The sequence below is a fragment of the Ochrobactrum sp. PL_is483 genome (assembly GCF_055816855.1).
Window position 1 is genome coordinate 34,837 of record NZ_JBVPGS010000037.1, and the last position, 20,832, is coordinate 55,668.

Below are 20,832 nucleotides of genomic sequence, written 5' to 3' on the forward strand. Positions count from 1 at the left end.
AGGAGCGCGGTCTTGGATCGCGCTCTTCTGTTATTCGAACCTGCTATGATGCCACGGATAAAGTATGACCGAAGAATCTCATCCTCTGCGCGGTGCCGGAAATTTCTTCGGCCGTCGCCACGGCAAGCCTCTGCGCAGCCATCAGAAGAACCTGTTCGAGGACCTTCTGCCGCGCCTGAAGATCGATGTCGAAAGCCCGGCACCGCAGGATTTGCGCACGCTTTTTGAAACAAAGGTCGATGCCGTGCGTCTGGAGATCGGTTTTGGCGGCGGCGAGCATCTGCACCATGAGACAGGCCGCTATCCGCAGACCGGTTTCATCGGGGTTGAGCCGTTCATCAACGGCATGGCCAAGATGCTGGCGGCATTGGACAGCGAACCGCGACACAATCTGCGTCTCTACGACGAGGATGCAACGGCGGTGTTGGACTGGCTGCCCGACGCGTCCCTTTCCGGCATTGATCTTTTCTATCCCGATCCCTGGCACAAGCGACGCCACTGGAAGCGTCGCTTTGTGAGCGACGCCAATCTTGACCGCTTCGCCCGCGTGCTGAAGCCCGGTGCGAAATTCCGCTTTGCCTCGGATATAGAACATTATGTCAACTGGACCCTCCAGCATTGTCGCCGTCATCCCGCTTTCGAGTGGCAGGCGGAAGGCCCGTCCGATTGGAATGAGGCTTATGAAGGCTGGCCGGGCACACGATACGAAGCGAAGGCTTTTCGTGAAGGTCGGCGCGCCGCCTATCTGACCTTCATCCGCCGATGAAGCGCTGACCGCGTACGGAATGAATAGAACAGCAGAAGCGGTCTTGAAAAAATCCGCCTCCGCTGGTATATAGGTTTCAAATTCTTGGTCGTTTGAACAAGAGTGGGCCCTCCCGGACCCGCTCTTTTTTGTTACTTACGGCTCTGTAAAAAGGTTTATCGAGTGACGGAACAGGAACAGGCAATTGAAGCCGCAAGCGCAGATGAGCGTATCATTCGCGAAACGGGCATCGATGCGAAAGTGGCAGGCATTGTGGAGCCGGTGATCAATACGCTGGGTTTCCGCCTTGTGCGTGTGCGCCTTTCCGGCCTCAACGGCCAGACCTTGCAGATCATGGCCGAGCGTCCCGACGGCACGATGACGGTCGACGATTGCGAGCTTGTCAGCCGCACGGTTGCGCCGGTTCTCGACGTGGAAGATCCGATCAACGGAAAATACCATCTGGAGATTTCCTCTCCCGGTATCGACCGCCCGCTGGTCCGCAAGTCGGACTTCGCCGACTGGGCCGGTCACATTGCAAAGGTGGAAACCTCGATCGTCCACGAAGGCCGCAAGAAGTTCCGTGGCCGTATCGTTCTGGGCGATGCGGAATCCGTCGTGATCGAAAGCGATCAGATTTCCTATGGCAGCGAACCTGTCGTGCGCATTCCATTCGATCTGATCTCGGATGCGCGCCTCGTTCTGACTGATGACCTGATCCGCGATGCGCTGCGCAAGGACAAGGCCCTGCGCGAAGGCCGCATTCCGGGTGACGATCTCGGTAGCGATGAAGCGGACGAGCAGTCCGGCGGAGCCGCAACGGACGAAGCCCAAGATAAAGAATAAGTTTCAGGCGTCCGGCATCTTGAGGAGCCGGATGCGACACCAAGGAGAGTCCAATGGCAGTCAGTGCTAACAGGCTGGAGCTTCTGCAGATCGCCGATGCGGTCGCACGCGAGAAGTCGATCGACCGCGAGATCGTTCTTGCGGCCATGGCCGATGCGATTCAGAAGGCGGCGCGTTCGCGTTACGGCCAGGAAAGCAACATCCGCGCGGACATCAATGCGAAGTCCGGTGAGATCAAGCTGCAGCGCCTGCTTGAAGTTGTCGAGCACGTCGAAGATTACGCGACGCAGATTTCGCTCTTCACCGCCCGTGATCGCAACCCGGACGCACAGATCGGCGATTTCATTGCCGACCAGCTTCCGCCGATGGATTTTGGCCGTATTGCCGCGCAGTCGGCAAAGCAGGTCATCGTGCAGAAAGTGCGCGAAGCCGAGCGTGACCGCCAGTATGACGAATACAAGGACCGCGTTGGCGAAATCGTCAACGGCACTGTGAAGCGGGTCGAATACGGCAATGTAATCGTCGATCTGGGCCGTGGCGAAGCCATCGTGCGCCGTGACGAACTGATCCCGCGTGAAGCTTTCCGTTATGGCGACCGCATTCGCGCCTATGTGTACGACGTGCGCCGCGAACAGCGCGGCCCGCAGATTTTCCTGTCGCGTACCCATCCGTCCTTCATGGCGAAGCTTTTCACCATGGAAGTGCCGGAAATCTACGACGGCATCATCGAAATCAAGTCGGTTGCCCGCGATCCGGGTTCCCGCGCCAAGATCGCGGTTGTCTCGCGTGATGCTTCCATCGATCCGGTCGGCGCCTGCGTGGGCATGCGCGGCTCCCGCGTTCAGGCCGTTGTCGGCGAACTGCAGGGCGAAAAGATCGACATCATTCCATGGTCGCCGGATGCAGCTTCCTTCATCGTCAACGCGCTTCAGCCTGCTGAAGTTGCCAAGGTTGTTCTCGATGAAGATGCCGAACGTATTGAAGTTGTCGTCCCGAATGACCAACTATCACTTGCAATCGGTCGTCGCGGCCAGAATGTGCGTCTGGCTTCGCAGCTTACGGGCTGGGACATCGATATCCTGACGGAAGACGAAGAATCCGAACGTCGCCAGAAGGAATTCGCTGAACGTTCGACCCTCTTCATGGAAGCGCTCAACGTTGACGAGATGGTAGGTCAGGTTCTGGCCTCCGAAGGTTTCGCATCGGTTGAAGAACTGGCCTATGTAGAGCCCGGCGAAATCGCCTCCATCGACGGTTTCGATGAGGATACGGCTGGCGAAATCCAGGAGCGTGCCCGCGAATATCTGGATCGCATCGAAAGCGAACAGGATGATCGCCGCAAGGAACTGGGCGTTGCCGACGAACTGCGCGAACTGCCGGGCATGACCACCGCGATGCTGGTGGCTGTTGGCGAGGACGGCGTCAAGACGATCGAAGACTTTGCCGGCTATGCCGTCGACGATCTGGTTGGCTGGCGCGAACGCAAGGACGGCGAAACCGTCGCTCATAGCGGCATCTTCTCGGCTTTCGACGTTTCGCGCGTCGATGCGGAACAGATGGTCCTGACTGCGCGTTTGAAGGCAGGATGGATCACGGAAGAAGAACTGGCATCGGCTCAGGAAGAAGTCGCTGAAGCGGAAGCCGGTGAAGAGGAAGCTGCTTCTTAAGAAGCTGCTGGAATAAAAAGAGCCGCGTGGCTTCTTACGTCTGGAGCAATTCAGGCGTAAGCTGTGCGGCTCTCGCAATTAAGCTCTGAAAAATGGTCGTCGTTCATTCGAATTGATCGGCCAGTCGGCTTTCGAGTGCGGTTCCGGCCATCTTGCGGGTTGTGGTAGGGCTTTTGCTCTGGTACAGCGCCCGCGTTGGGTCCCCGTGTTGGATTTGATGTGCGGGCAGACCGCAATATGGCAAGACTGGAGTTCGCGTGGAGCAGGATATGAATGACAGAACCTGTATCGTCACGCGCGAAAGCGGTTCTGTCGATGATCTGATCCGTTTCGTGGCCGGTCCCGATGGTTCCGTGGTGCCGGACTTGAAAAGGAACCTGCCGGGCAGGGGATGCTGGGTCAAGGCCGAGCGTCGTCTGGTGGATGAGGCGGTCAAGCGCAAGCTTTTTGCGCGTGCGCTGAAAGAAGGTGTGACGCCGCAGGGGGATCTTGGCGCACTGGTAGACCAGTTGCTGACGAAATCTGCCCTTGGCAGCCTCGCTCTGGCTCGCAAGGCCGGGGCCGTGGTGTCTGGCTCGACCAAAGTGGATCAGGCGATCCGCACCGGGACAGCCGCCATGGTGTTGCATGCGAAGGAAGCCGCCGCCGACGGTGTGCGCAAGCTTGATCAGGCTCGTCGCGCCGTGGTGCATCTGGATGGTCCGGAAATCCCTTCTTTCTCTCTTTTTACGGGAGAAGAAATGGATTTGGCATTTGGGGGCGGAAATGTGATACATGCAGCCGTGCTTGAGGGAAAGGCGGCAGCCGGGTTCGTAAAGCGGGCACTTATGTTGCATCGCTATCGTGGTGAAAGCGCGTCGAGCCTGGATTAGAGCATGTCTCCCAAAAGTGGGAACTGGTTTTGGGATAAAGACATGCATGAAAATAAAAGCGTAGAGCGTGTCGTAAGAGTTTGATGAAACGCGACACGCTTTAGAGCGCAACTCTGGAGGGGCTTTGGCAGCCCTGGATCGGATTGCGCGTTGAAGCGGATGACTGGAGCTTTATCCAACATGACCCCGTCACGTTGGATAAAGCTCGAGTAGAGCGGCCGGAGCCGCGAAGGAAACGGAAACGTAATGAGCGATAAAACGAACGACGACAAGACGCTGAGCGTTAATACGAAGAAGACGCTGACCATGAAGCGGCCAGGCGTCGAGCAGAGCACCGTGCGCCAGAATTTCAGCCACGGCCGCACGAAGGCTGTCGTCGTTGAAACGAAGAAGCGCAAATTCTCGCGGCCTGATGAGAAGCCGGAAGTCGAGGCAGCGGCTCCACGGCCTGCAGCACCCGCTCCGGCGGCTCCCGCGCCCGCAACTCCCGCACCGGCGCAGGCCGCGCAGCCTGCACAGCCTGCACAGCCCGCTCCGGCAGTGCGTGCGCCAGCGCCCGCAGCTCCGGCACCGAAGCCAGCGGCACCCGCTGCTTCGGTAACGAAGCCGCATGTCGCGCAGCAGCGCCCGACCCAGCAGCGCCCCGGTGGCCAGCAGGCTCAGCGTCCGCGCCCGTCCGACCGCTCCGGCATGGTGCTGAACACGCTGTCGCGCTCCGAAATGGATGCACGTCGCCGTGCGCTCGAGGAAGCGCAGGTTCGCGAAGTTGAAGAACGCGCCCGCGCGGTCGAGGAAGCCAAGCGCCGCGCCGAGGAAGATGCGCGCCGCGCCAAGGAACGCGAAGAATCTGCTCGTCGTCAGGCGGAAGAGGAAGCCCGTCTCAAGGCTGAAGCCGATGCCCGCCGCAAGGCCGAGGAAGAAGCTGCCAAGCGTATGCCGCAGCCGGAAGCCCGCACCGAACGCCGTGACGATGCACGTCCGCAGGGTAATCGCCCGCAGCAGGCTGGTCGCCCACAGGGCAATCGTCCGCCGCAAGGTGGCCGTCCGCAACAGGGCGGACCGCGCCCGGCGCCAAGCCTCGTCGATGCAGCTCCGATTCCGGGCAAGCCGCTTCCGCAGAGCCAGCTTCGCAAGCCTGGTCAGTCGGATGACGACGATGATCGTCGTGGCGCAGTCCGTCGCGGTACTCCCGCGAAGCCGGAAGTTCGCGCACCAAAAGCCACGAAGGGCGAGGATGATCGTCGCCGCGGCAAGCTGACGCTCACCAGCAACCTCGAAGAGGAAGGCCGGTCGCGCTCGCTTTCGGCGATGCGTCGTCGTCAGGAAAAGTTCAAGCGTTCGCAGATGCAGGAAACGCGCGAGAAAATTTCGCGTGAAGTGACCATTCCTGAAACCATCACGCTGCAGGAACTGGCCCAGCGTATGGCGGAGCGCTCCGTCGATATCATCAAGTACCTGATGAAACAGGGCCAGATGATGAAGCCGGGCGACGTCATCGATGCCGATACCGCGCAGCTGATCGCTGAAGAATTCGGTCATACCGTGAAGCGCGTTGCTGAATCCGACGTTGAAGAAGGTATCTTCAACGTGGAAGACAATCAGGCTGCCATGGTTTCGCGTCCTCCGGTCGTGACCATCATGGGCCACGTCGATCACGGCAAGACCTCGCTTCTTGATGCCATTCGTCATGCCAATGTGGTGTCGGGCGAAGCCGGCGGCATCACCCAGCATATCGGTGCTTATCAGGTCGAACAGAATGGCCAGAAGATCACCTTCATCGATACGCCGGGCCACGCTGCCTTTACCGCGATGCGTGCCCGCGGTGCGCAAGCGACCGATATTGCCATTCTGGTGGTTGCGGCTGACGACAGCGTGATGCCGCAGACGATTGAATCGATCAATCACGCCAAGGCGGCGGGTGTTCCGATCATCGTGGCGATCAACAAGATCGACAAGCCAGCTGCCGATCCGCAGAAGGTTCGCACTGCCCTGTTGCAGCACGAAGTCTTCGTGGAATCGATGGGCGGTGAAGTGCTCGACGTCGAAGTGTCGGCCAAGAACAAGATCAACCTCGACAAGTTGCTCGATGCTGTTCTGCTTCAGGCTGAAATGCTCGATCTGCAGGCCGACCCGACCCGTACCGCCGAAGGTGTGGTCATCGAGGCCCAGCTTGATCGCGGTCGCGGTTCCGTCGCTACCGTTCTTGTTCAGAAGGGCACGCTGCATCCGGGCGACATTCTTGTCGCAGGCAGCGAATGGGGCCGCGTGCGCGCCCTGGTCAACGACCGTGGCGAGCATGTCAAGGAAGCCGGTCCGGCAATGCCGGTCGAAATCCTCGGTCTTCAGGGAACGCCGCAGGCGGGTGACCGCTTTGCCGTCGTTGCCAATGAAGCCAAGGCCCGTGAAATCGCAGAGTACCGCCAGCGTCTGGCGCGTGACAAGGCGGTTGCACGCCAGTCGGGTGCGCGCGGTTCGCTCGAGCAGATGATGAACCAGCTTCAGGTTTCGGGCACGAAGGAATTCCCGCTCGTCATCAAGGGCGACGTTCAGGGCTCCATCGAAGCGATCTCGAATGCGCTGGACAAGCTCGGCACGGACGAAGTTCGCGCCCGCATCGTTCATTCGGGCGCAGGCGGTATTACGGAAAGCGACGTGTCGCTGGCCGAGGCCTCCAATGCCGCGATCATCGGCTTCAACGTCCGCGCCAACAAGCAGGCACGCGACGCAGCCGACCAGCAGGGCATCGAAATCCGCTACTACAACATCATCTATGATCTCATCGATGACGTTAAGGCAGCGATGTCGGGTCTCCTGTCGCCGGAACGCCGCGAAACCTTCCTCGGCAATGCGGAGATTCTCGAAGTCTTCAACATCACCAAGGTCGGCAAGGTTGCCGGTTGCCGTGTCACCGAAGGCAAGGTCGAGCGCGGCGCAGGCGTCCGCCTCATCCGCGACAACGTGGTTATCCACGAAGGCAAGCTCAAGACGCTCAAGCGCTTCAAGGACGAAGTGTCGGAAGTTCCGGCCGGTCAGGAATGTGGTATGGCGTTCGAGAACTACGACGACATTCGCGCAGGCGATGTCATCGAAGCCTTCCGCGTCGAACACGTTTCGCGCACGCTTTAAAAACTATTCCGCCGGGCTGTCGAGAGGTGGCCCGGCTTTTCGTTATCCGGTCCAGAGGGTCTGACTCCCGGCTGGATTGTGGTAAGTTGCGTATTATTACGCTTGCCAATTTGTAGTCATGTTGTCGGACAGTCCTCTGTGGCTGGATGCCGATTGGCGGCTGTTTATCGAGGATATAGCCATGGCACGTTCTCCAGATCCAAAAGGCTCGGGCGGCCTTTCCCAGCGCCAGCTTCGCGTGGGCGAGCAGGTGCGCCACGCATTGGCGCAGGTGCTTCAGCGCGGAGAAATCCGCGACGATCTCATTGCCCGCACGGTGATTTCCGTTTCGGAAGTACGCATGTCGCCTGACCTCAAGATCGCGACCTGCTTCATCACGCCGCTTGGCGATGCCGATACGCAGGCGGTCATCAAGGCGCTGGCGGCAAATGCGAAGTTCATTCGTGGCCGCATGGCGCCCAGCCTCAGCCAGATGAAATACGTGCCGGAATTCCGCTTTCGGGCCGATACCAGCTTTGACAATTTTTCCAGGATCGACGCGCTGCTCCGCTCGCCGGAAGTCGCCCGCGACCTGACCCATAATGAAGACGAAGACGGCGAGGACAAAACCTCCCGCAATGGAGACGAATAAAGCATGGCAAGACGGGGCAAGAAAAAAGGTCGCCCGATATCCGGCTGGGTCATTTTCGACAAGCCGAAGGGGATGGGATCGACCGAGGCGGTCTCGAAGATCAAGTGGCTGTTCAACGCCGAAAAAGCCGGTCATGCCGGTACACTCGATCCGCTTGCTTCCGGCATGTTGCCTATAGCGCTGGGCGAAGCGACCAAGACCGTGCCTTATGTCATGGATGGAACCAAGATCTACCGGTTTACGGTTAGCTGGGGCGAGGAACGTTCGACCGACGATCTGGAAGGCCAGCCGACCAAGACCTCTGACAAGCGCCCGACGCGTGCGGATATAGAAGCATTGTTGCCGAATTATACCGGCGTCATTTCACAGGTTCCGCCACAGTTCTCGGCGATCAAGATCGATGGCGAGCGCGCCTACGACCTTGCCCGTGAAGGCGAAACGGTCGAAATCCCGTCCCGCGAAGTCGAGATCGACCGTCTGGAGATCGTCGGCGTTCCGGATGCCGACCGCACCGAATTCGAAGTTGAATGCTCCAAGGGCACCTATGTGCGCTCGCTGGCGCGCGACATGGGGCGCGATCTTGGCTGTTACGGTCATATTTCGGAGTTGCGCCGCATAGAGGTCGCGCCGTTCACGGAAGAGGATTCCGTGACGCTGGCGGAACTGGAACAGGCATGGCCGCCGCTCCCGCCGAAGGATGAGGACGGCAATATCATTGAACCCGCGCCTCGCCGCGATTTTTCGGCGATTGACGCATTGGTCATCGATACGGGCGCCGCGCTCGACTGCCTGCCGCAGGTGCCATTGACCGACGATCAGGCCCAGCGCGTGCGTCTGGGCAATCCGGTGATCTTGCGCGGGCGCGACGCGCCTCTGGAAGCGGACGAAGCCTGCGTCACCACACGCGGAAAACTGCTCGCCATCGGCTATATCGAGCACGGGCAATTCAAGCCGAAACGTGTTTTCACAACAGGCTGAGATTTCGTTGGAAGCGTGCAGTGAGGCGGCAAATTGAATTGAGGCTGGCATTCCTGCCGATTTTGCACTATATGCCCCTCATCGATCATGCGTAAAAGCATGTCAATCGTGTAAATGGCCCGCGCTGGACGACATCCCGGCCCGGGCGTCTGGTTTTCCTCTCATCTAGAAAGGGTGTTACGATGTCGATTACTGCTGAGCGCAAGCAAGCACTTATCAAGGAATACGCCACCAAGGAAGGCGACACCGGTTCTCCTGAAGTACAGGTTGCCGTTCTTTCCGAGCGTATCGCCAACCTCACCGAACACTTCAAGGGCCACAAGAATGACAATCATTCGCGTCGCGGCCTCCTGAAGCTGGTTTCGCAGCGTCGTCGCCTTCTTGACTACGTCAAGGGCATTGACGAAGCGCGTTATCAGGCGCTGATTGGCCGTCTCGGCCTGCGCCGTTAAGGTTGAAATCGGGCGACGCCTCAAAACGTCGCCCGTTTGATTTTGAATGGGGCTATTCGTGGCCCTTGAAACCCGGTTCGGCGGCATGGTGCTCCCGGATCGGATGCCCGAGAGCCAAACGGCTCACGACTGGACCAGTCATGGGGCAGGATTGCAGGCAGTTCGTTTTGATTTTCCGCGAGCTTCCCGTTGTCTTGCCCGTGGCCTGTCCGCCAACCCGGCGATGCCTTCAGGCGCTTTTGCGCGGCATCACCACATGAGGACAAGATATGTTCAATACCCATAAAGTAGAAATCGAATGGGGCGGTCGTCCGCTCACACTCGAAACCGGCAAGATCGCCCGTCAGGCTGACGGTGCGGTCCTCGCAACCTATGGCGAAACTGTCGTTCTGGCGACTGTCGTTTCTGCCAAGGAGCCGAAGCCGGGCCAGGATTTCTTCCCGCTGACCGTCAACTATCAGGAAAAGACCTACGCTGCCGGCAAGATCCCTGGCGGTTACTTCAAGCGTGAAGGTCGTCCGAGCGAAAACGAAACGCTGGTTTCGCGCCTGATCGACCGTCCGATCCGTCCGCTCTTCGTCGACGGCTACAAGAACGACACGCAGGTTGTCGTCACCGTCGTCCAGCACGATCTGGAAAACGATCCGGACGTCCTGTCGATGGTTGCCGCTTCCGCTGCTCTCACCATTTCCGGCGTGCCTTTCATGGGCCCGATCGGAGGCGCGCGCGTCGGCTACATCAACGGCGAATATGTTCTGAACCCGAATATCGACGAAATGCCGGAATCGAAGCTCGATCTGGTCGTCGCTGGTACGTCGGAAGCCGTGCTGATGGTTGAGTCGGAAGCACAGGAACTCTCCGAAGAAGTCATGCTTGGCGCCGTTGTTTTCGGCCAGAAGGGCTTCCAGCCGGTCATCGACGCGATCATCAAGCTCGCTGAAGTTGCCGCCAAGGAACCGCGCGACTTCCAGCCGGAAGACCTGTCGGCTCTCGAAGCCAAGATGCTGGCCGTTGTCGAAAACGATCTGCGCGACGCTTACAAGATCACCGAAAAGCAGGCCCGTTACGCTGCTGTCGATGCCGCCAAGGCAAAGGCGAAGGAACATTTCTTCCCCGAAGGCGTGGAAGAAACCGAGATGTCGCCGGAACAGTTCGCGACCATTTTCAAGCATCTGCAGGCCAAGATTGTTCGCTGGAACATTCTCGACACCGGCAGCCGCATCGACGGACGTGACCTTTCGACCGTTCGCCCGATCGTGTCGGAAGTCGGCATCCTGCCGCGCACCCACGGTTCGGCCCTGTTCACCCGCGGTGAAACGCAGGCTATCGTCGTCGCCACGCTCGGCACCGGCGAAGACGAACAGATGATCGATGCCCTGACCGGCACCTACAAGCAGCCTTTCATGCTGCATTACAACTTCCCGCCTTACTCCGTCGGCGAAACCGGCCGCATGGGTTCGCCGGGCCGTCGCGAAATCGGTCATGGCAAGCTCGCATGGCGCGCAATCCATCCGATGCTGCCAGCCGCTGAACAGTTCCCCTACACGATCCGCGCCGTTTCCGAGATCACGGAATCGAACGGCTCGTCTTCGATGGCAACCGTCTGCGGCACGTCGCTGGCACTCATGGATGCAGGTGTTCCGCTCGCACGTCCGGTTGCCGGTATCGCCATGGGCCTGATCAAGGAAGGCGAACGCTTCGCCGTTCTGTCCGACATTCTGGGTGATGAAGATCACCTCGGCGACATGGACTTCAAGGTTGCCGGTACGGAAAACGGCATCACCTCGCTCCAGATGGACATCAAGATCGACGGTATCACCGAAGAGATCATGAAGGTTGCTCTTGAGCAGGCCAAGGGCGGTCGCGTCCACATTCTCGGCGAAATGGCCAAGGCCCTGTCGACCTCGCGTGACGAACTGGGCGAATTTGCCCCGCGCATCGAAGTGATGAACATCCCGACCGACAAGATCCGCGACGTGATCGGTTCCGGCGGCAAGGTCATCCGCGAAATCGTGGAAAAGACCGGCGCCAAGATCAACATCGAGGACGACGGCACGGTGAAGATCGCTTCGTCCAACGGCAAGGAAATCGAAGCCGCCAAGAAGTGGATTCATTCGATCGTTGCCGAGCCTGAAGTCGGCGAAATCTATGAAGGCACGGTCGTCAAGACCGCCGACTTCGGCGCTTTCGTGAACTTCTTCGGCCCGCGTGACGGTCTGGTTCACATTTCGCAGCTGGCTAGCGACCGCGTTGCCAAGACCACCGATGTGGTCAAGGAAGGCCAGAAGGTTTGGGTCAAGCTGATGGGCTTTGACGAACGCGGCAAGGTTCGCCTGTCGATGAAGGTCGTTGATCAGGAAACCGGCAAGGAAATCGTTCAGGAAAAGAAGAAGGAAGAAGCTGACGCTGAATAAGCGTTGCGTCTTTTCTGACGTTGGAAAGCGCGCCTCCGGGCGCGCTTTTTTGTTGCATGGGATTCATTTCAAGACCATGGATGAACCATGATTACACCGGCACAACAAACCCTCTTTCTCCCCTTCGATCAGGGCATTCTGGATATGCCCGAAGAAGGCCAGTTCTTTCTTGCCTGCGGCTTGTCTGCTGACCGGCGCCTTGAAGATGAATGGAAACAGGCGCTCACTTTCCTGCAGCCTTGGCGCCCTGATTGGCTTGCGTTGGAAAAGGAAGGCTTCAAGGCAGTTCCCAGATTAGGCCTTAGATTGGATGAGGAGCGACGTTTCGCCGGCGGGCTACTCTTGCTCGGAAAACATCGCGGACGCAACGAGGCATGGTTTGCGGAGCTTCTGGCGCGTGTTGAGCCTGGCGGCTGGATCGCTGTGTCCGGCGACAAGAAGCTCGGTATTGACAGTTTCCGGAAATGGGTCGGCAATATTGCCGAAATCAGCGACCGCATGTCGAAGAACCATGCTGTGGTGTTCTGGCTAAGAAGGCCTGCCGATCTGACCGATGACTTCATCGCGGCGCTCAAACCGCTTGCGAGCGATATTGACGAGGTGTTCCGGACCGAACCCGGCATGTTCTCGCACGGCGTCATCGACAAGGGTTCGGCGCTGCTCGTGCCGCATATGGAAAGGATCGTCTTCGGCAACGTCGCAGATCTGGGCGCTGGCTGGGGCTATCTGGCTGCGCAATGCCTGAAATTTGCTGATCGCATCAAGGCGATAGACCTTTATGAAGCCGATTATGAGGCGCTGGAAGCCGCACGCGGCAATCTGGAGCGACTTGCTCCATCGGTGCCGATCAGCTTCAACTGGTTCGATGTGACCAGCGAGAAGCTGACGGGTATCTATGACACTGTGGTCATGAACCCCCCGTTCCATGAGGGGCGGGTGACGGATGTTTCGCTGGGGCAGGCATTCATTGCTGCAGCCGCTTCACGGTTGAAAACCGGCGGACGGCTGCTGATGGTCGCAAACCGTCAGCTGCCTTATGAGACGACGCTCAAAGGACTGTTCAAGAACGTGACGCTTCTTGAAGAGGCGAATGGTTTCAAAATCTTCGATGCGAAGAAATGAAACAAAAAACCCGGCATCTCAGCCGGGTTTTTTGTTGAGCAAAACGAAGATCACTCGCCGCGTTCGGCGTCAGAGCTTTTCAGCTCTTCCAGCGTCGGCATGGAGACGATGTTGTAGCCCGAATCCACATAATGGATTTCGCCGGTGACACCGCTCGAAAGGTCGGACAGCAGATAGACGGCCGATTTGCCCACATCGTCGATATCGACGGTGCGGCGCAGCGGCGAATTGCGGCGCTGATAGCTGAAGATCGCACGTGCATCGCCAATGCCGGCACCGGCCAGCGTGCGCACGGGACCAGCCGAGATCGCATTGACGCGGATACCCTGCGGGCCGTAATCGGCAGCAAGATAACGAACCATGGCTTCAAGTGCTGCCTTGGCAACGCCCATGACGTTGTAGTTCGGGATGGTGCGCGTGGAACCGCCATAGGTCAGCGTCAGGATCGAGCCGCCGTCCTTCATGAGCTTTTCGGCGCGCTGTGCCATTTCCGTGAAGGAGTAGGCGGAAATCACCATGGTGCGGCTGAAATTTTCGCGCGTGGTGACGTCTGCGTAGCGACCCTTCAGTTCGTTCTTGTCGGAAAAGCCGATGGCGTGAACGATGAAATCGAGCTTGCCCCACTTCTTCTCGATTTCGGCAAAAACCGCATCGACCGATTCGATATCTTCAACATCGCAGGGCAGCACGAAATCCGAACCGACCTGTTCGGCAAGCGGCTTTACGCGCTTGCCGAGCGCATCACCCTGATAGGTGAAGGCGAGTTCTGCACCCTGTGCTGCGAGTTGCTTTGAAATTCCCCAGGCGAGTGAGTGATTATTCGCGACCCCCATGATGAGGCCGCGTTTGCCTTTCATCAGACCTTCCATATTTTCCCTCTCCCTCAGCCCTGGTAACGCTGGAAAACCAGCGTCGCATTGGTGCCGCCAAATCCGAAGGAGTTGGAGAGCACGGTGTTGAGCTGAGCGTTGTCAATGCGCTTGCGAACGATAGGCATGTCCGCGAAGGCAGGGTCCAGTTCTTCGATATGTGCGCTTTCGCAAATGAAATTGTTCTGCATCATCAAAAGCGAATAGATGGCTTCCTGCACGCCCGTCGCACCCAGCGAGTGGCCGGTCAGAGACTTGGTCGCGGCGATCGGCGGGCATGCATCGCCCGAGCCGAAGACCTGACGGATGGCTTCGATTTCAGGAGCGTCGCCGGCAGGCGTCGAGGTGGCGTGCGGATTGATGTAGTCGATCTTGGTCTTGACTGTCGAAAGCGCCATCTTCATGCAGCGGATAGCACCTTCGCCGGATGGAGCCACCATGTCATAGCCGTCGGAGGTTGCGCCGTAACCGACGATCTCGCCATAAATCTTGGCGCCGCGTGCCAGCGCCGTTTCGAGGTCTTCCAGCACCAGAACGCCAGCGCCGCCTGCAATCACAAAACCATCGCGGTTCTTGTCATAGGCGCGCGATGCGGTGGAAGGCGTGTCGTTATATTTGGTCGACATGGCGCCCATGGCGTCGAACAGGACGGAAAGCGTCCAGTCGAGATCCTCGCAGCCGCCTGCGAACATGCGGTCCTGCTTGCCATACTGGATCATTTCGAACGCGTTGCCGATGCAATGGTTCGACGTGGCGCAGGCCGAGGAGATCGAATAGTTGATGCCCTTGATCTTGAAGAAGGTCGCAAGCGTTGCGGAGGCCGTCGAGCTCATGGCTTTCGGCACGGCGAACGGGCCGACGCGCTTAGGACCCTTTTCGCGGGTGATGTCGGCACTATCGACAATCGTGCGGGTCGAAGGACCGCCGGAACCCATGATGATGCCGGTGCGATCGTTGGAAACTTCCTCTTCGGACAGTCCGGCATCTGCAATCGCCTGATCCATGGCAATGTGGTTCCAGGCCGTGCCACGCCCGTGGAAACGCATTGCGCGCCGGTCGACGAGGGCTTCGACGTCGATATTCGGGGCCCCGTGCACCTGGCAGCGGAAACCGAGCTCGGCATATTCCTCAGCCCGGGAGATGCCGGATTTTGCTTCACGAAGCGAAGCCGTCACCTCTTCGGTATTGTTGCCAATCGAGGATACGATCCCCATACCCGTTACGACCACACGCCGCATCGCGTTCTCCTTTACACCTGATCCGTGAGGGCGTGTCCGTCATGCGGATTGCCGCCTGTTCGCGGTTACATAGGTGCGATCTTCGCATGTTTTGAGCGCGGCCGCATGAAAACTGTTCACTTTTTTGCAGTCGCGCTCGTGGATGATGGTGACTGAGGCGCCTTACTGGCCCTCGCTGTCCTTGGACAGGCCGACACGCAGATCGGTTGCCCGGTAGATGGTTTCGCCATCGGCTTTCAGCCAGCCGTCAGCCGTGCCGAGCACGAGGCGGCCGCGCATGACACGCTTGAAATCAATGCCATATTCAAGAAGCTTGGTATGCGGACGCACCATGCCCTTGAACTTCACTTCGCCGGTGGAGAGCGCCATGCCGCGGCCCGGTTCGCCCAGCCAACCGAGGAAGAAGCCGGTCAGCTGCCACATGCCGTCGAGGCCAAGGCAGCCCGGCATGATCGGATTGCCCATGAAATGGCACGGGAAATACCAGTCGTCCGGCCGCACGTCATATTCAGCGCGGATATAGCCCTTGTCGAACTCGCCACCGGTTTCGGAAATATCGGTGATGCGATGGACCATCAGCATCGGAGGCAGGGGAAGCTGAGCATTGCCGGGGCCGAACATCTCGCCACGTGCGCAGGCCAGGAGTTCTTCATACCCGTAGCTTGATTTCTGTTCTGCCATTACGCCTCCCTTGAGGTTCATTCTGTATCGACCGGCAATCCGGCCCGATTGTAGGTTTCACCGGAACATCCCTACCATAGACTGTTTCCGGCAGTAAAATCATGCATTGGATTAATCCGGGGTTTATCCGAAAAACCGCGCAATTCCCAAGGCTATTGATAGTTATTTCGCAACGGCATATATCAATGTCAGTATGCAATGGGCAACAGCCCGTTTGACGATTGATGATTTTGCTACAAGCTTGTGACGGAACCAACGGTGAATATGCAGTCTTCACATACCCACTCGACGGTCTCGATGGAAGAGCAGCTCCGCCGCGCGGGCCTGCGTCCGACGCGGCAGCGCGTTGCGCTTGCGAGCCTGATCTTCGCCCAGGGCGATCGCCATCTGTCTGCGGAAGACCTTCACGAAGAGGCCGTCATGGCCGACGTGCCGGTGTCTCTGGCGACGGTCTACAACACGCTGCACCAGTTCACCGAAGCCGGTATGCTGCGCATCATCGCGGTCGAAGGCTCGAAGACCTATTTCGATACGAATATCTCGGACCACCAGCATTTCTTCCTTGAAGGAGAAAATGTCGTGTTCGATATTCCGCATGGCGAGAAGGGGCAGCCGACCGTTGCCAACATGCCGGATGCGCCGGACGGCATGGAAATCGTCAATGTCGATATTATCGTTCGTCTGCGTCGCAAGACCCAGTAACAGAGGCCAATAATGAGCCGATAGCGACGGCATCTATCAGCGGATTGAAAAGAAAGCGGCAATGGCCGCTTTTTTGTTGCCTATTGGATCGCATGGGGCTGAAAAGAGGTAAGTTCCCTCGCTCAGGCTGAATCGCCTCCCAGGTTTCGGCTGTGCACATTTCAAGGAGAAATCATGCGTAAACTACTCGTCGCTGCGACCATTCTCGCCGCTTTTACCGCTGGCAGCGCCTTTGCCAAGACCGTCCGGATCGGAGTTACGCCGGGGCCGCACGCCCAGATCATGGAAAAGGTCAAGGAAGTCGCCGAGAAGAACGGCCTTGAACTCGATATTCAGGAGTTCTCGGACTATGTCATTCCAAACATGGCGCTCGCGGATGGCGCGCTGGAAGCAAATTCGTTCCAGCACAAGCCTTATCTCGACAATCAGGTCGCCGATCGCGGCTTCGACATCGTGATGGTTGCCGAGACGGTCAATTTCCCGATGGGCGTGTATTCGAAGAAACTGAAGAATATCTCCGAACTGGCCGACGGCGCGACGATTGCAATCCCCAACGATCCGACCAATGGCGGCCGTGCTTTGCTCGTTCTGGCTGAAAACGGCATCATCAAGCTCGATCCGGCCAAGGGGCTGAAGGTCAGCGCTCTTGATATCGTCGAGAACACGAAGAAGCTGAAATTCGTGGAACTTGATGCGGCGCAGCTTCCGCGTTCGATGGAAGATGTCGATGCTGCCGTCATCAACACCAATTATGCCATGGAAGCCGGCCTGAACCCGGCAACCGATCCGCTGGTGCGGGAAGGCGAAAAGGCGCCTTACATCAATATTCTCGTCGTTCGCACCGCAGACAAGGATGCCGACTGGGTGAAAACCCTGATCTCATCCTATCACAGCAATGAGGTGAAGGAATTCATCGCCACAACGTTCAAGGGATCGGTGATTCCTGCCTGGTAATAATTCTGAGTGGAAGCGGGGCGATTTTCGCCCCGCTCGCTTGTCAGCCTTTCAGTTGCATCCGAATGTTGCGGAAGGGTAGGCCTTCGTCATCTTCCGACCGCTCGCCAATCACCTTGAAGCCCATGCGGCTATAGAAACGACAGGCCCGCTCGTTGTCGGCATAGACTTCAAGCGATAACTCGCTCTTCAATGCCAAGGCGTGGCGGAGCAAAGTTTGGCCCACACCAGAACCTTGAAGGTCGGGATCGACAAACAGCCCGCCGATGAAGCAATCCAGAAGGCCAATAAAACCGGCTGGCCTGCCATCAATCGTGGCAACCCATGTTTCCGCCTTTTCGAGATAGACGTCTTCGATAAGCTGGCGCTGCTGTTGAAGACGATCTTCTCCGAGAAAAGAATGGGCTTCCAGGGAGGCGCGATACCAGATGGACGATAAGGATGGTTTATCCGATGCCTTATAGGCACGGATTGTCACTTCGTGATTTCTCATGATTTTCCAGAGTTTTAGGTACACGCAAAAATTCCACCACGCGGGTGGGTTCAAATCCGTTAAAACGGCAGCGATGAACGTCTGCGCATAAAACTCCTTCGAAATTCAACCGCTTCACAATATCGGTCCGAGTCGGGCGAAGTCAAGTTTGGCCGGTTCCGTTATCCAACCCCGTGGGGGAGGGCTAGTCGAAGACTTCGCCCGGATAAACGCCCCAGAGATCCGATTGCTTTATCCAGCCGCGAACGCCACCCATGTCAACTCGACACCATTGGCCGGTGCACTCGCGCACCGTACCGATCACGCCCGGCTCGATTTCGGCGGCAAGTCCTGCTGTATCGCTGGCCTCGCGGCGCATATTGATCATCGAACCCTGATTGTTCTTGAGCCAGGGGGCCGTGATGGCGGTTCGCTTGCCGGATAAAAGCGACTGGTAGACCCAACCTTCCGTGCCGTCCGCATCGCGGATACGACGCCAGTTGTCATATTCCTGGATGATCTCGACCGGCAGCCCTGCCTTCATGAAAAGCCAGGAAACCGCATAGTCGCGTCCCGGCCCGATGCGCAGATTGACGCGCGCGGGTTTAAGGCTGACGAAACGCGGCACCGGCAGTCCGCTCGCGCCGACAGTCGTGCCTGCTGACTCTGCGGCCTGCGCGCCATGGCTGTGCGAAGCGCCGAGCGGTGCCAGAATGAGAAAAAATGCCAGACAGCCAAGCGTAGCCATCAAAAAGCGTTGCGAAAGTACTCTGTACAAACTGCGACCTCTCGCCGTCCTGTCACGACAGAACGGTAGCGGCTTCAGCAGTTGAAGGGGGCTGCGAGGCGACGTTGCCGTCCTGTTTTCAGATCGTGCCTCCATCTGTGTGCAACAGATCGATATACGACCTAATTATTTGATTTTAATTGCACATTTTTGGAAAATCACTGTGGATTTTCCAGGCGGCATCTAAAGTTTCCGGTTTTTCTTTGTCTTTATCGCTTCGCCTTGATAGAGATATTCAGCCGAAGCAATATCCCATATTGCACCGCCTTGGTTAAGGAGGTCTCAACATGAAGCTTCGGTTAACGCATTTCCCGGAAAAGTGGGAGTCGGTTTTCCGCTGGGAATGTGCAGGAAATTCCTTGGAGCGCAACCTGTCCGTTGTTTACGATACAGGCTGTTCCGGGGGGCTTTGCTCAACGATGGGGTGGAGATGTCGAACAAGAAGAAACCGCTGGTCGTTCTTACGCGAAAATTGCCGGACCCAGTGGAAACCCGGATGCGGGAACTGTTTGATGCGCGTCTGAACATAGACGACCACCGCATGAATCAGCCGGAAATCATCGCTGCGATGAAGGAAGCGGACGTTCTGGTGCCCTGCATCACGGATGTCATCGACGCGGCGGCGATCGAACAGGCTGGCCCCAATCTCAAGCTCATCGCAAATTTCGGCAATGGCGTGGACAATATCGACGTCGCAGCCGCTGCAAAGCGTGGCATCACTGTTACCAATACGCCAAAGGTGCTCACCGAGGACACTGCGGACATGACGCTGGCGCTGCTGCTTTCGGTGCCAAGGCGTCTGGTGGAAGGCGCGAACGTCCTCAACGAGCGTCATGGGCAATGGCCGGGATGGTCACCGACCTGGATGCTCGGGCGGCGCATCTGGGGCAAGCGCCTCGGCATTGTCGGCATGGGGCGCATCGGCACGGCTGTCGCCCGCCGCGCCAAGGCTTTCGGGCTTTCCATTCACTATCACAATCGCAATCGCGTCAATCCGCAGGTCGAGGAAGAGCTGGAAGCGACCTACTGGGATAGTCTGGACCAGATGCTGGCCCGGATGGACATCATTTCGGTCAACTGCCCGTCGACGCCTGCCACTTTCCATCTGCTGTCTGCTCGCCGCATCGCCCTGATGCAGCCGACCGCTTATATGGTCAACACGGCGCGCGGCCAGATCATCGATGAGAATGCGCTGATCGAGCTGATTGAACAAGGCAAGCTCGCCGGGGCAGGGCTGGACGTGTTCGAGAACGAACCGGCGGTCAATCCGCGCCTGCTGGCCCTTGCCGAAAAAGGCAAGGTCGTCCTGCTGCCGCATATGGGTTCGGCCACCATGGAAGGCCGCATCGACATGGGCGACAAGGTCATCATCAATATCAAGGCTTTTGTCGACGGGCATCGCCCGCCCGACCGCGTATTGCCGAACCGGATTTAATTTTTCCGGCTCGCGGTCTGCGTTTCTTCGGCGTTCTTGTCGTTGATGAAACGCAGGACCGTATGTGCATAAAGACGCGGATTCTCTACCGGAACGCCGTGCCCGGCGTCGGGCAGGATGATCAGTTGCGCGCCCGGTATCTGGCTGGCGATGAATTCCGTATGCTCGCGCGTGATGGCGGTATCGCGGTCGCCGATCACAATCGCCGTGCGCACCCGGATATCGGACAAATCCTTATCCGTATAGTTCGGCTCATTTGCCCACAGTGCATGGATTTCCTTGTCTATGCTCTCATAGTGACGCAGTTCCGGTATCGGTTTTCCTTGGGCCCGCGCTTCGACATAGCCGGTATTGCCGTCAGGCGTCACGTTCGCCGCCTGCGCAAACAGGCTTTTCAGCCGTTCGGGATAACGCATGGCGATATCGAGGCCGATAATGCCGCCGTCGCTCCAGCCGACAAGATCAACCTTGTCGATGTTGAGAAAATCCAGCAGCGCCACATAGTCGTCGGCCATCAAGCCGTAGGTGATCGGCTCCCTGGTGCGGCTGGAGCGTCCCTGTCCGCGACTGTCGGCAACGATGACGGTGTGATGGCGCGCAAGAATCGGTAGCTGCGCATCCCATACATGCTGGTCGGACAAGCCGCCGGCAATGAGCAGGATAGGCGGGCCCTTGCCGACGATCCGGTAATACATTTCGATGCCGTTGACTTCGGCAAAGGCGGCAGGTGACGCGGGAATGGTCATGCGCGCAATTCTCTCAGTCGAGACGGTGGAAGGAAAAGACAAGGCAAAGCCGACCAGCAGGGCGGCTATCGTCATTGTCATCGTTCCCTTCATCG

General features: G+C 58.2%; 19 protein-coding genes. 13 read left to right on the forward strand and 6 right to left on the reverse strand.

Annotated elements, in window-relative coordinates; translation table 11 throughout:
- Nucleotides 1–64: 64 nt before the first annotated feature.
- The 10 genes from trmB to AC0TNJ_RS13945 all read left to right on the forward strand — a co-directional run bounded on the left by trmB (nucleotide 65) and on the right by AC0TNJ_RS13945 (nucleotide 12,853).
- Nucleotides 65–766 (forward strand): tRNA (guanine(46)-N(7))-methyltransferase TrmB, encoded by a 702-nt coding sequence (trmB, locus tag AC0TNJ_RS13900; RefSeq protein ID WP_473771427.1) that lies wholly within the window; start codon nucleotides 65–67, stop codon nucleotides 764–766.
- Nucleotides 767–928: 162 nt separating this feature from the next.
- The gene (rimP, locus tag AC0TNJ_RS13905; protein WP_473767483.1) at nucleotides 929–1,591 is read left to right on the forward strand and encodes a ribosome maturation factor RimP; all 663 of its coding nucleotides are present in this window, start codon (nucleotides 929–931) and stop codon (nucleotides 1,589–1,591) included.
- A gap of 53 nt (nucleotides 1,592–1,644) precedes the next feature.
- Nucleotides 1,645–3,258 carry a transcription termination factor NusA gene (nusA, locus tag AC0TNJ_RS13910; protein WP_473767482.1) on the forward strand — a complete coding sequence of 538 codons (1,614 nt, stop codon included), beginning with the start codon at nucleotides 1,645–1,647 and terminating at the stop codon, nucleotides 3,256–3,258.
- 257 nt (nucleotides 3,259–3,515) lie between these two features.
- Nucleotides 3,516–4,130 (forward strand): RNA-binding protein, encoded by a 615-nt coding sequence (locus AC0TNJ_RS13915; RefSeq protein ID WP_473771428.1) that lies wholly within the window; start codon nucleotides 3,516–3,518, stop codon nucleotides 4,128–4,130.
- 246 nt (nucleotides 4,131–4,376) lie between these two features.
- On the forward strand, nucleotides 4,377–7,256 hold the full coding sequence (gene infB, locus AC0TNJ_RS13920) for a translation initiation factor IF-2 (RefSeq protein WP_473771429.1): 2,880 nt from the start codon (nucleotides 4,377–4,379) through the stop codon (nucleotides 7,254–7,256).
- A 181-nt stretch (nucleotides 7,257–7,437) separates the two neighbouring features.
- Nucleotides 7,438–7,887: a 30S ribosome-binding factor RbfA gene (rbfA, locus tag AC0TNJ_RS13925; RefSeq protein WP_473771430.1), complete on the forward strand. Its 450-nt coding sequence runs from the start codon at nucleotides 7,438–7,440 to the stop codon at nucleotides 7,885–7,887.
- 3 nt (nucleotides 7,888–7,890) lie between these two features.
- Nucleotides 7,891–8,865, forward strand: a complete 975-nt coding sequence (truB, locus tag AC0TNJ_RS13930; RefSeq protein WP_122002902.1) for a tRNA pseudouridine(55) synthase TruB — start codon at nucleotides 7,891–7,893, stop codon at nucleotides 8,863–8,865.
- A gap of 182 nt (nucleotides 8,866–9,047) precedes the next feature.
- A complete protein-coding gene (rpsO, locus tag AC0TNJ_RS13935) occupies nucleotides 9,048–9,317 on the forward strand; it encodes a 30S ribosomal protein S15 (RefSeq protein WP_006473093.1) in 270 nt (89 codons plus the stop codon).
- Nucleotides 9,318–9,586: 269 nt separating this feature from the next.
- On the forward strand, nucleotides 9,587–11,731 hold the full coding sequence (gene pnp, locus AC0TNJ_RS13940) for a polyribonucleotide nucleotidyltransferase (protein ID WP_122002903.1): 2,145 nt from the start codon (nucleotides 9,587–9,589) through the stop codon (nucleotides 11,729–11,731).
- 87 nt (nucleotides 11,732–11,818) lie between these two features.
- The gene (locus AC0TNJ_RS13945; protein ID WP_473771431.1) at nucleotides 11,819–12,853 is read left to right on the forward strand and encodes a class I SAM-dependent methyltransferase; all 1,035 of its coding nucleotides are present in this window, start codon (nucleotides 11,819–11,821) and stop codon (nucleotides 12,851–12,853) included.
- 50 nt (nucleotides 12,854–12,903) lie between these two features.
- Here the strand turns inward: AC0TNJ_RS13945 and fabI are convergent, their stop codons facing one another.
- The 3 genes from fabI to fabA form a co-directional block, all read right to left on the reverse strand.
- Entirely contained in the window at nucleotides 12,904–13,722 is an 819-nt protein-coding gene (gene fabI, locus AC0TNJ_RS13950) for an enoyl-ACP reductase FabI (RefSeq protein WP_112588485.1), read from the reverse strand.
- Nucleotides 13,723–13,736: 14 nt separating this feature from the next.
- Entirely contained in the window at nucleotides 13,737–14,960 is a 1,224-nt protein-coding gene (gene fabB, locus AC0TNJ_RS13955; protein WP_121981301.1) for a beta-ketoacyl-ACP synthase I, read from the reverse strand.
- A gap of 162 nt (nucleotides 14,961–15,122) precedes the next feature.
- Entirely contained in the window at nucleotides 15,123–15,641 is a 519-nt protein-coding gene (gene fabA, locus AC0TNJ_RS13960; RefSeq protein ID WP_006473091.1) for a 3-hydroxyacyl-[acyl-carrier-protein] dehydratase FabA, read from the reverse strand.
- Nucleotides 15,642–15,905: 264 nt separating this feature from the next.
- On the opposite strand from fabA, the gene irrA reads away from it, so the two are divergent.
- A complete protein-coding gene (gene irrA, locus AC0TNJ_RS13965) occupies nucleotides 15,906–16,343 on the forward strand; it encodes an iron response transcriptional regulator IrrA (RefSeq protein WP_122002905.1) in 438 nt (145 codons plus the stop codon).
- 174 nt (nucleotides 16,344–16,517) lie between these two features.
- Nucleotides 16,518–17,297, forward strand: coding sequence for a MetQ/NlpA family ABC transporter substrate-binding protein (locus tag AC0TNJ_RS13970; protein WP_473771432.1), 780 nt, complete (start codon nucleotides 16,518–16,520; stop codon nucleotides 17,295–17,297).
- 43 nt (nucleotides 17,298–17,340) lie between these two features.
- Here the strand turns inward: AC0TNJ_RS13970 and AC0TNJ_RS13975 are convergent, their stop codons facing one another.
- Both AC0TNJ_RS13975 and AC0TNJ_RS13980 read right to left on the reverse strand, forming a co-directional pair.
- Complete coding sequence (locus tag AC0TNJ_RS13975; RefSeq protein WP_473771433.1) at nucleotides 17,341–17,790, reverse strand: GNAT family N-acetyltransferase; 450 nt, start codon at nucleotides 17,788–17,790, stop codon at nucleotides 17,341–17,343.
- A gap of 184 nt (nucleotides 17,791–17,974) precedes the next feature.
- Nucleotides 17,975–18,547, reverse strand: coding sequence for an SH3 domain-containing protein (locus tag AC0TNJ_RS13980; RefSeq protein WP_122002908.1), 573 nt, complete (start codon nucleotides 18,545–18,547; stop codon nucleotides 17,975–17,977).
- A 439-nt stretch (nucleotides 18,548–18,986) separates the two neighbouring features.
- Here AC0TNJ_RS13980 and AC0TNJ_RS13985 point away from each other — a divergent pair, with 439 nt between their 5' ends.
- On the forward strand, nucleotides 18,987–19,991 hold the full coding sequence (locus tag AC0TNJ_RS13985; protein WP_122002909.1) for a 2-hydroxyacid dehydrogenase: 1,005 nt from the start codon (nucleotides 18,987–18,989) through the stop codon (nucleotides 19,989–19,991).
- Here the strand turns inward: AC0TNJ_RS13985 and AC0TNJ_RS13990 are convergent.
- Nucleotides 19,988–20,830, reverse strand: coding sequence for an alpha/beta fold hydrolase (locus AC0TNJ_RS13990; RefSeq protein ID WP_473771434.1), 843 nt, complete (start codon nucleotides 20,828–20,830; stop codon nucleotides 19,988–19,990). The genes AC0TNJ_RS13985 and AC0TNJ_RS13990 overlap by 4 nt on opposite strands.
- Nucleotides 20,831–20,832: the final 2 nt, after the last annotated feature.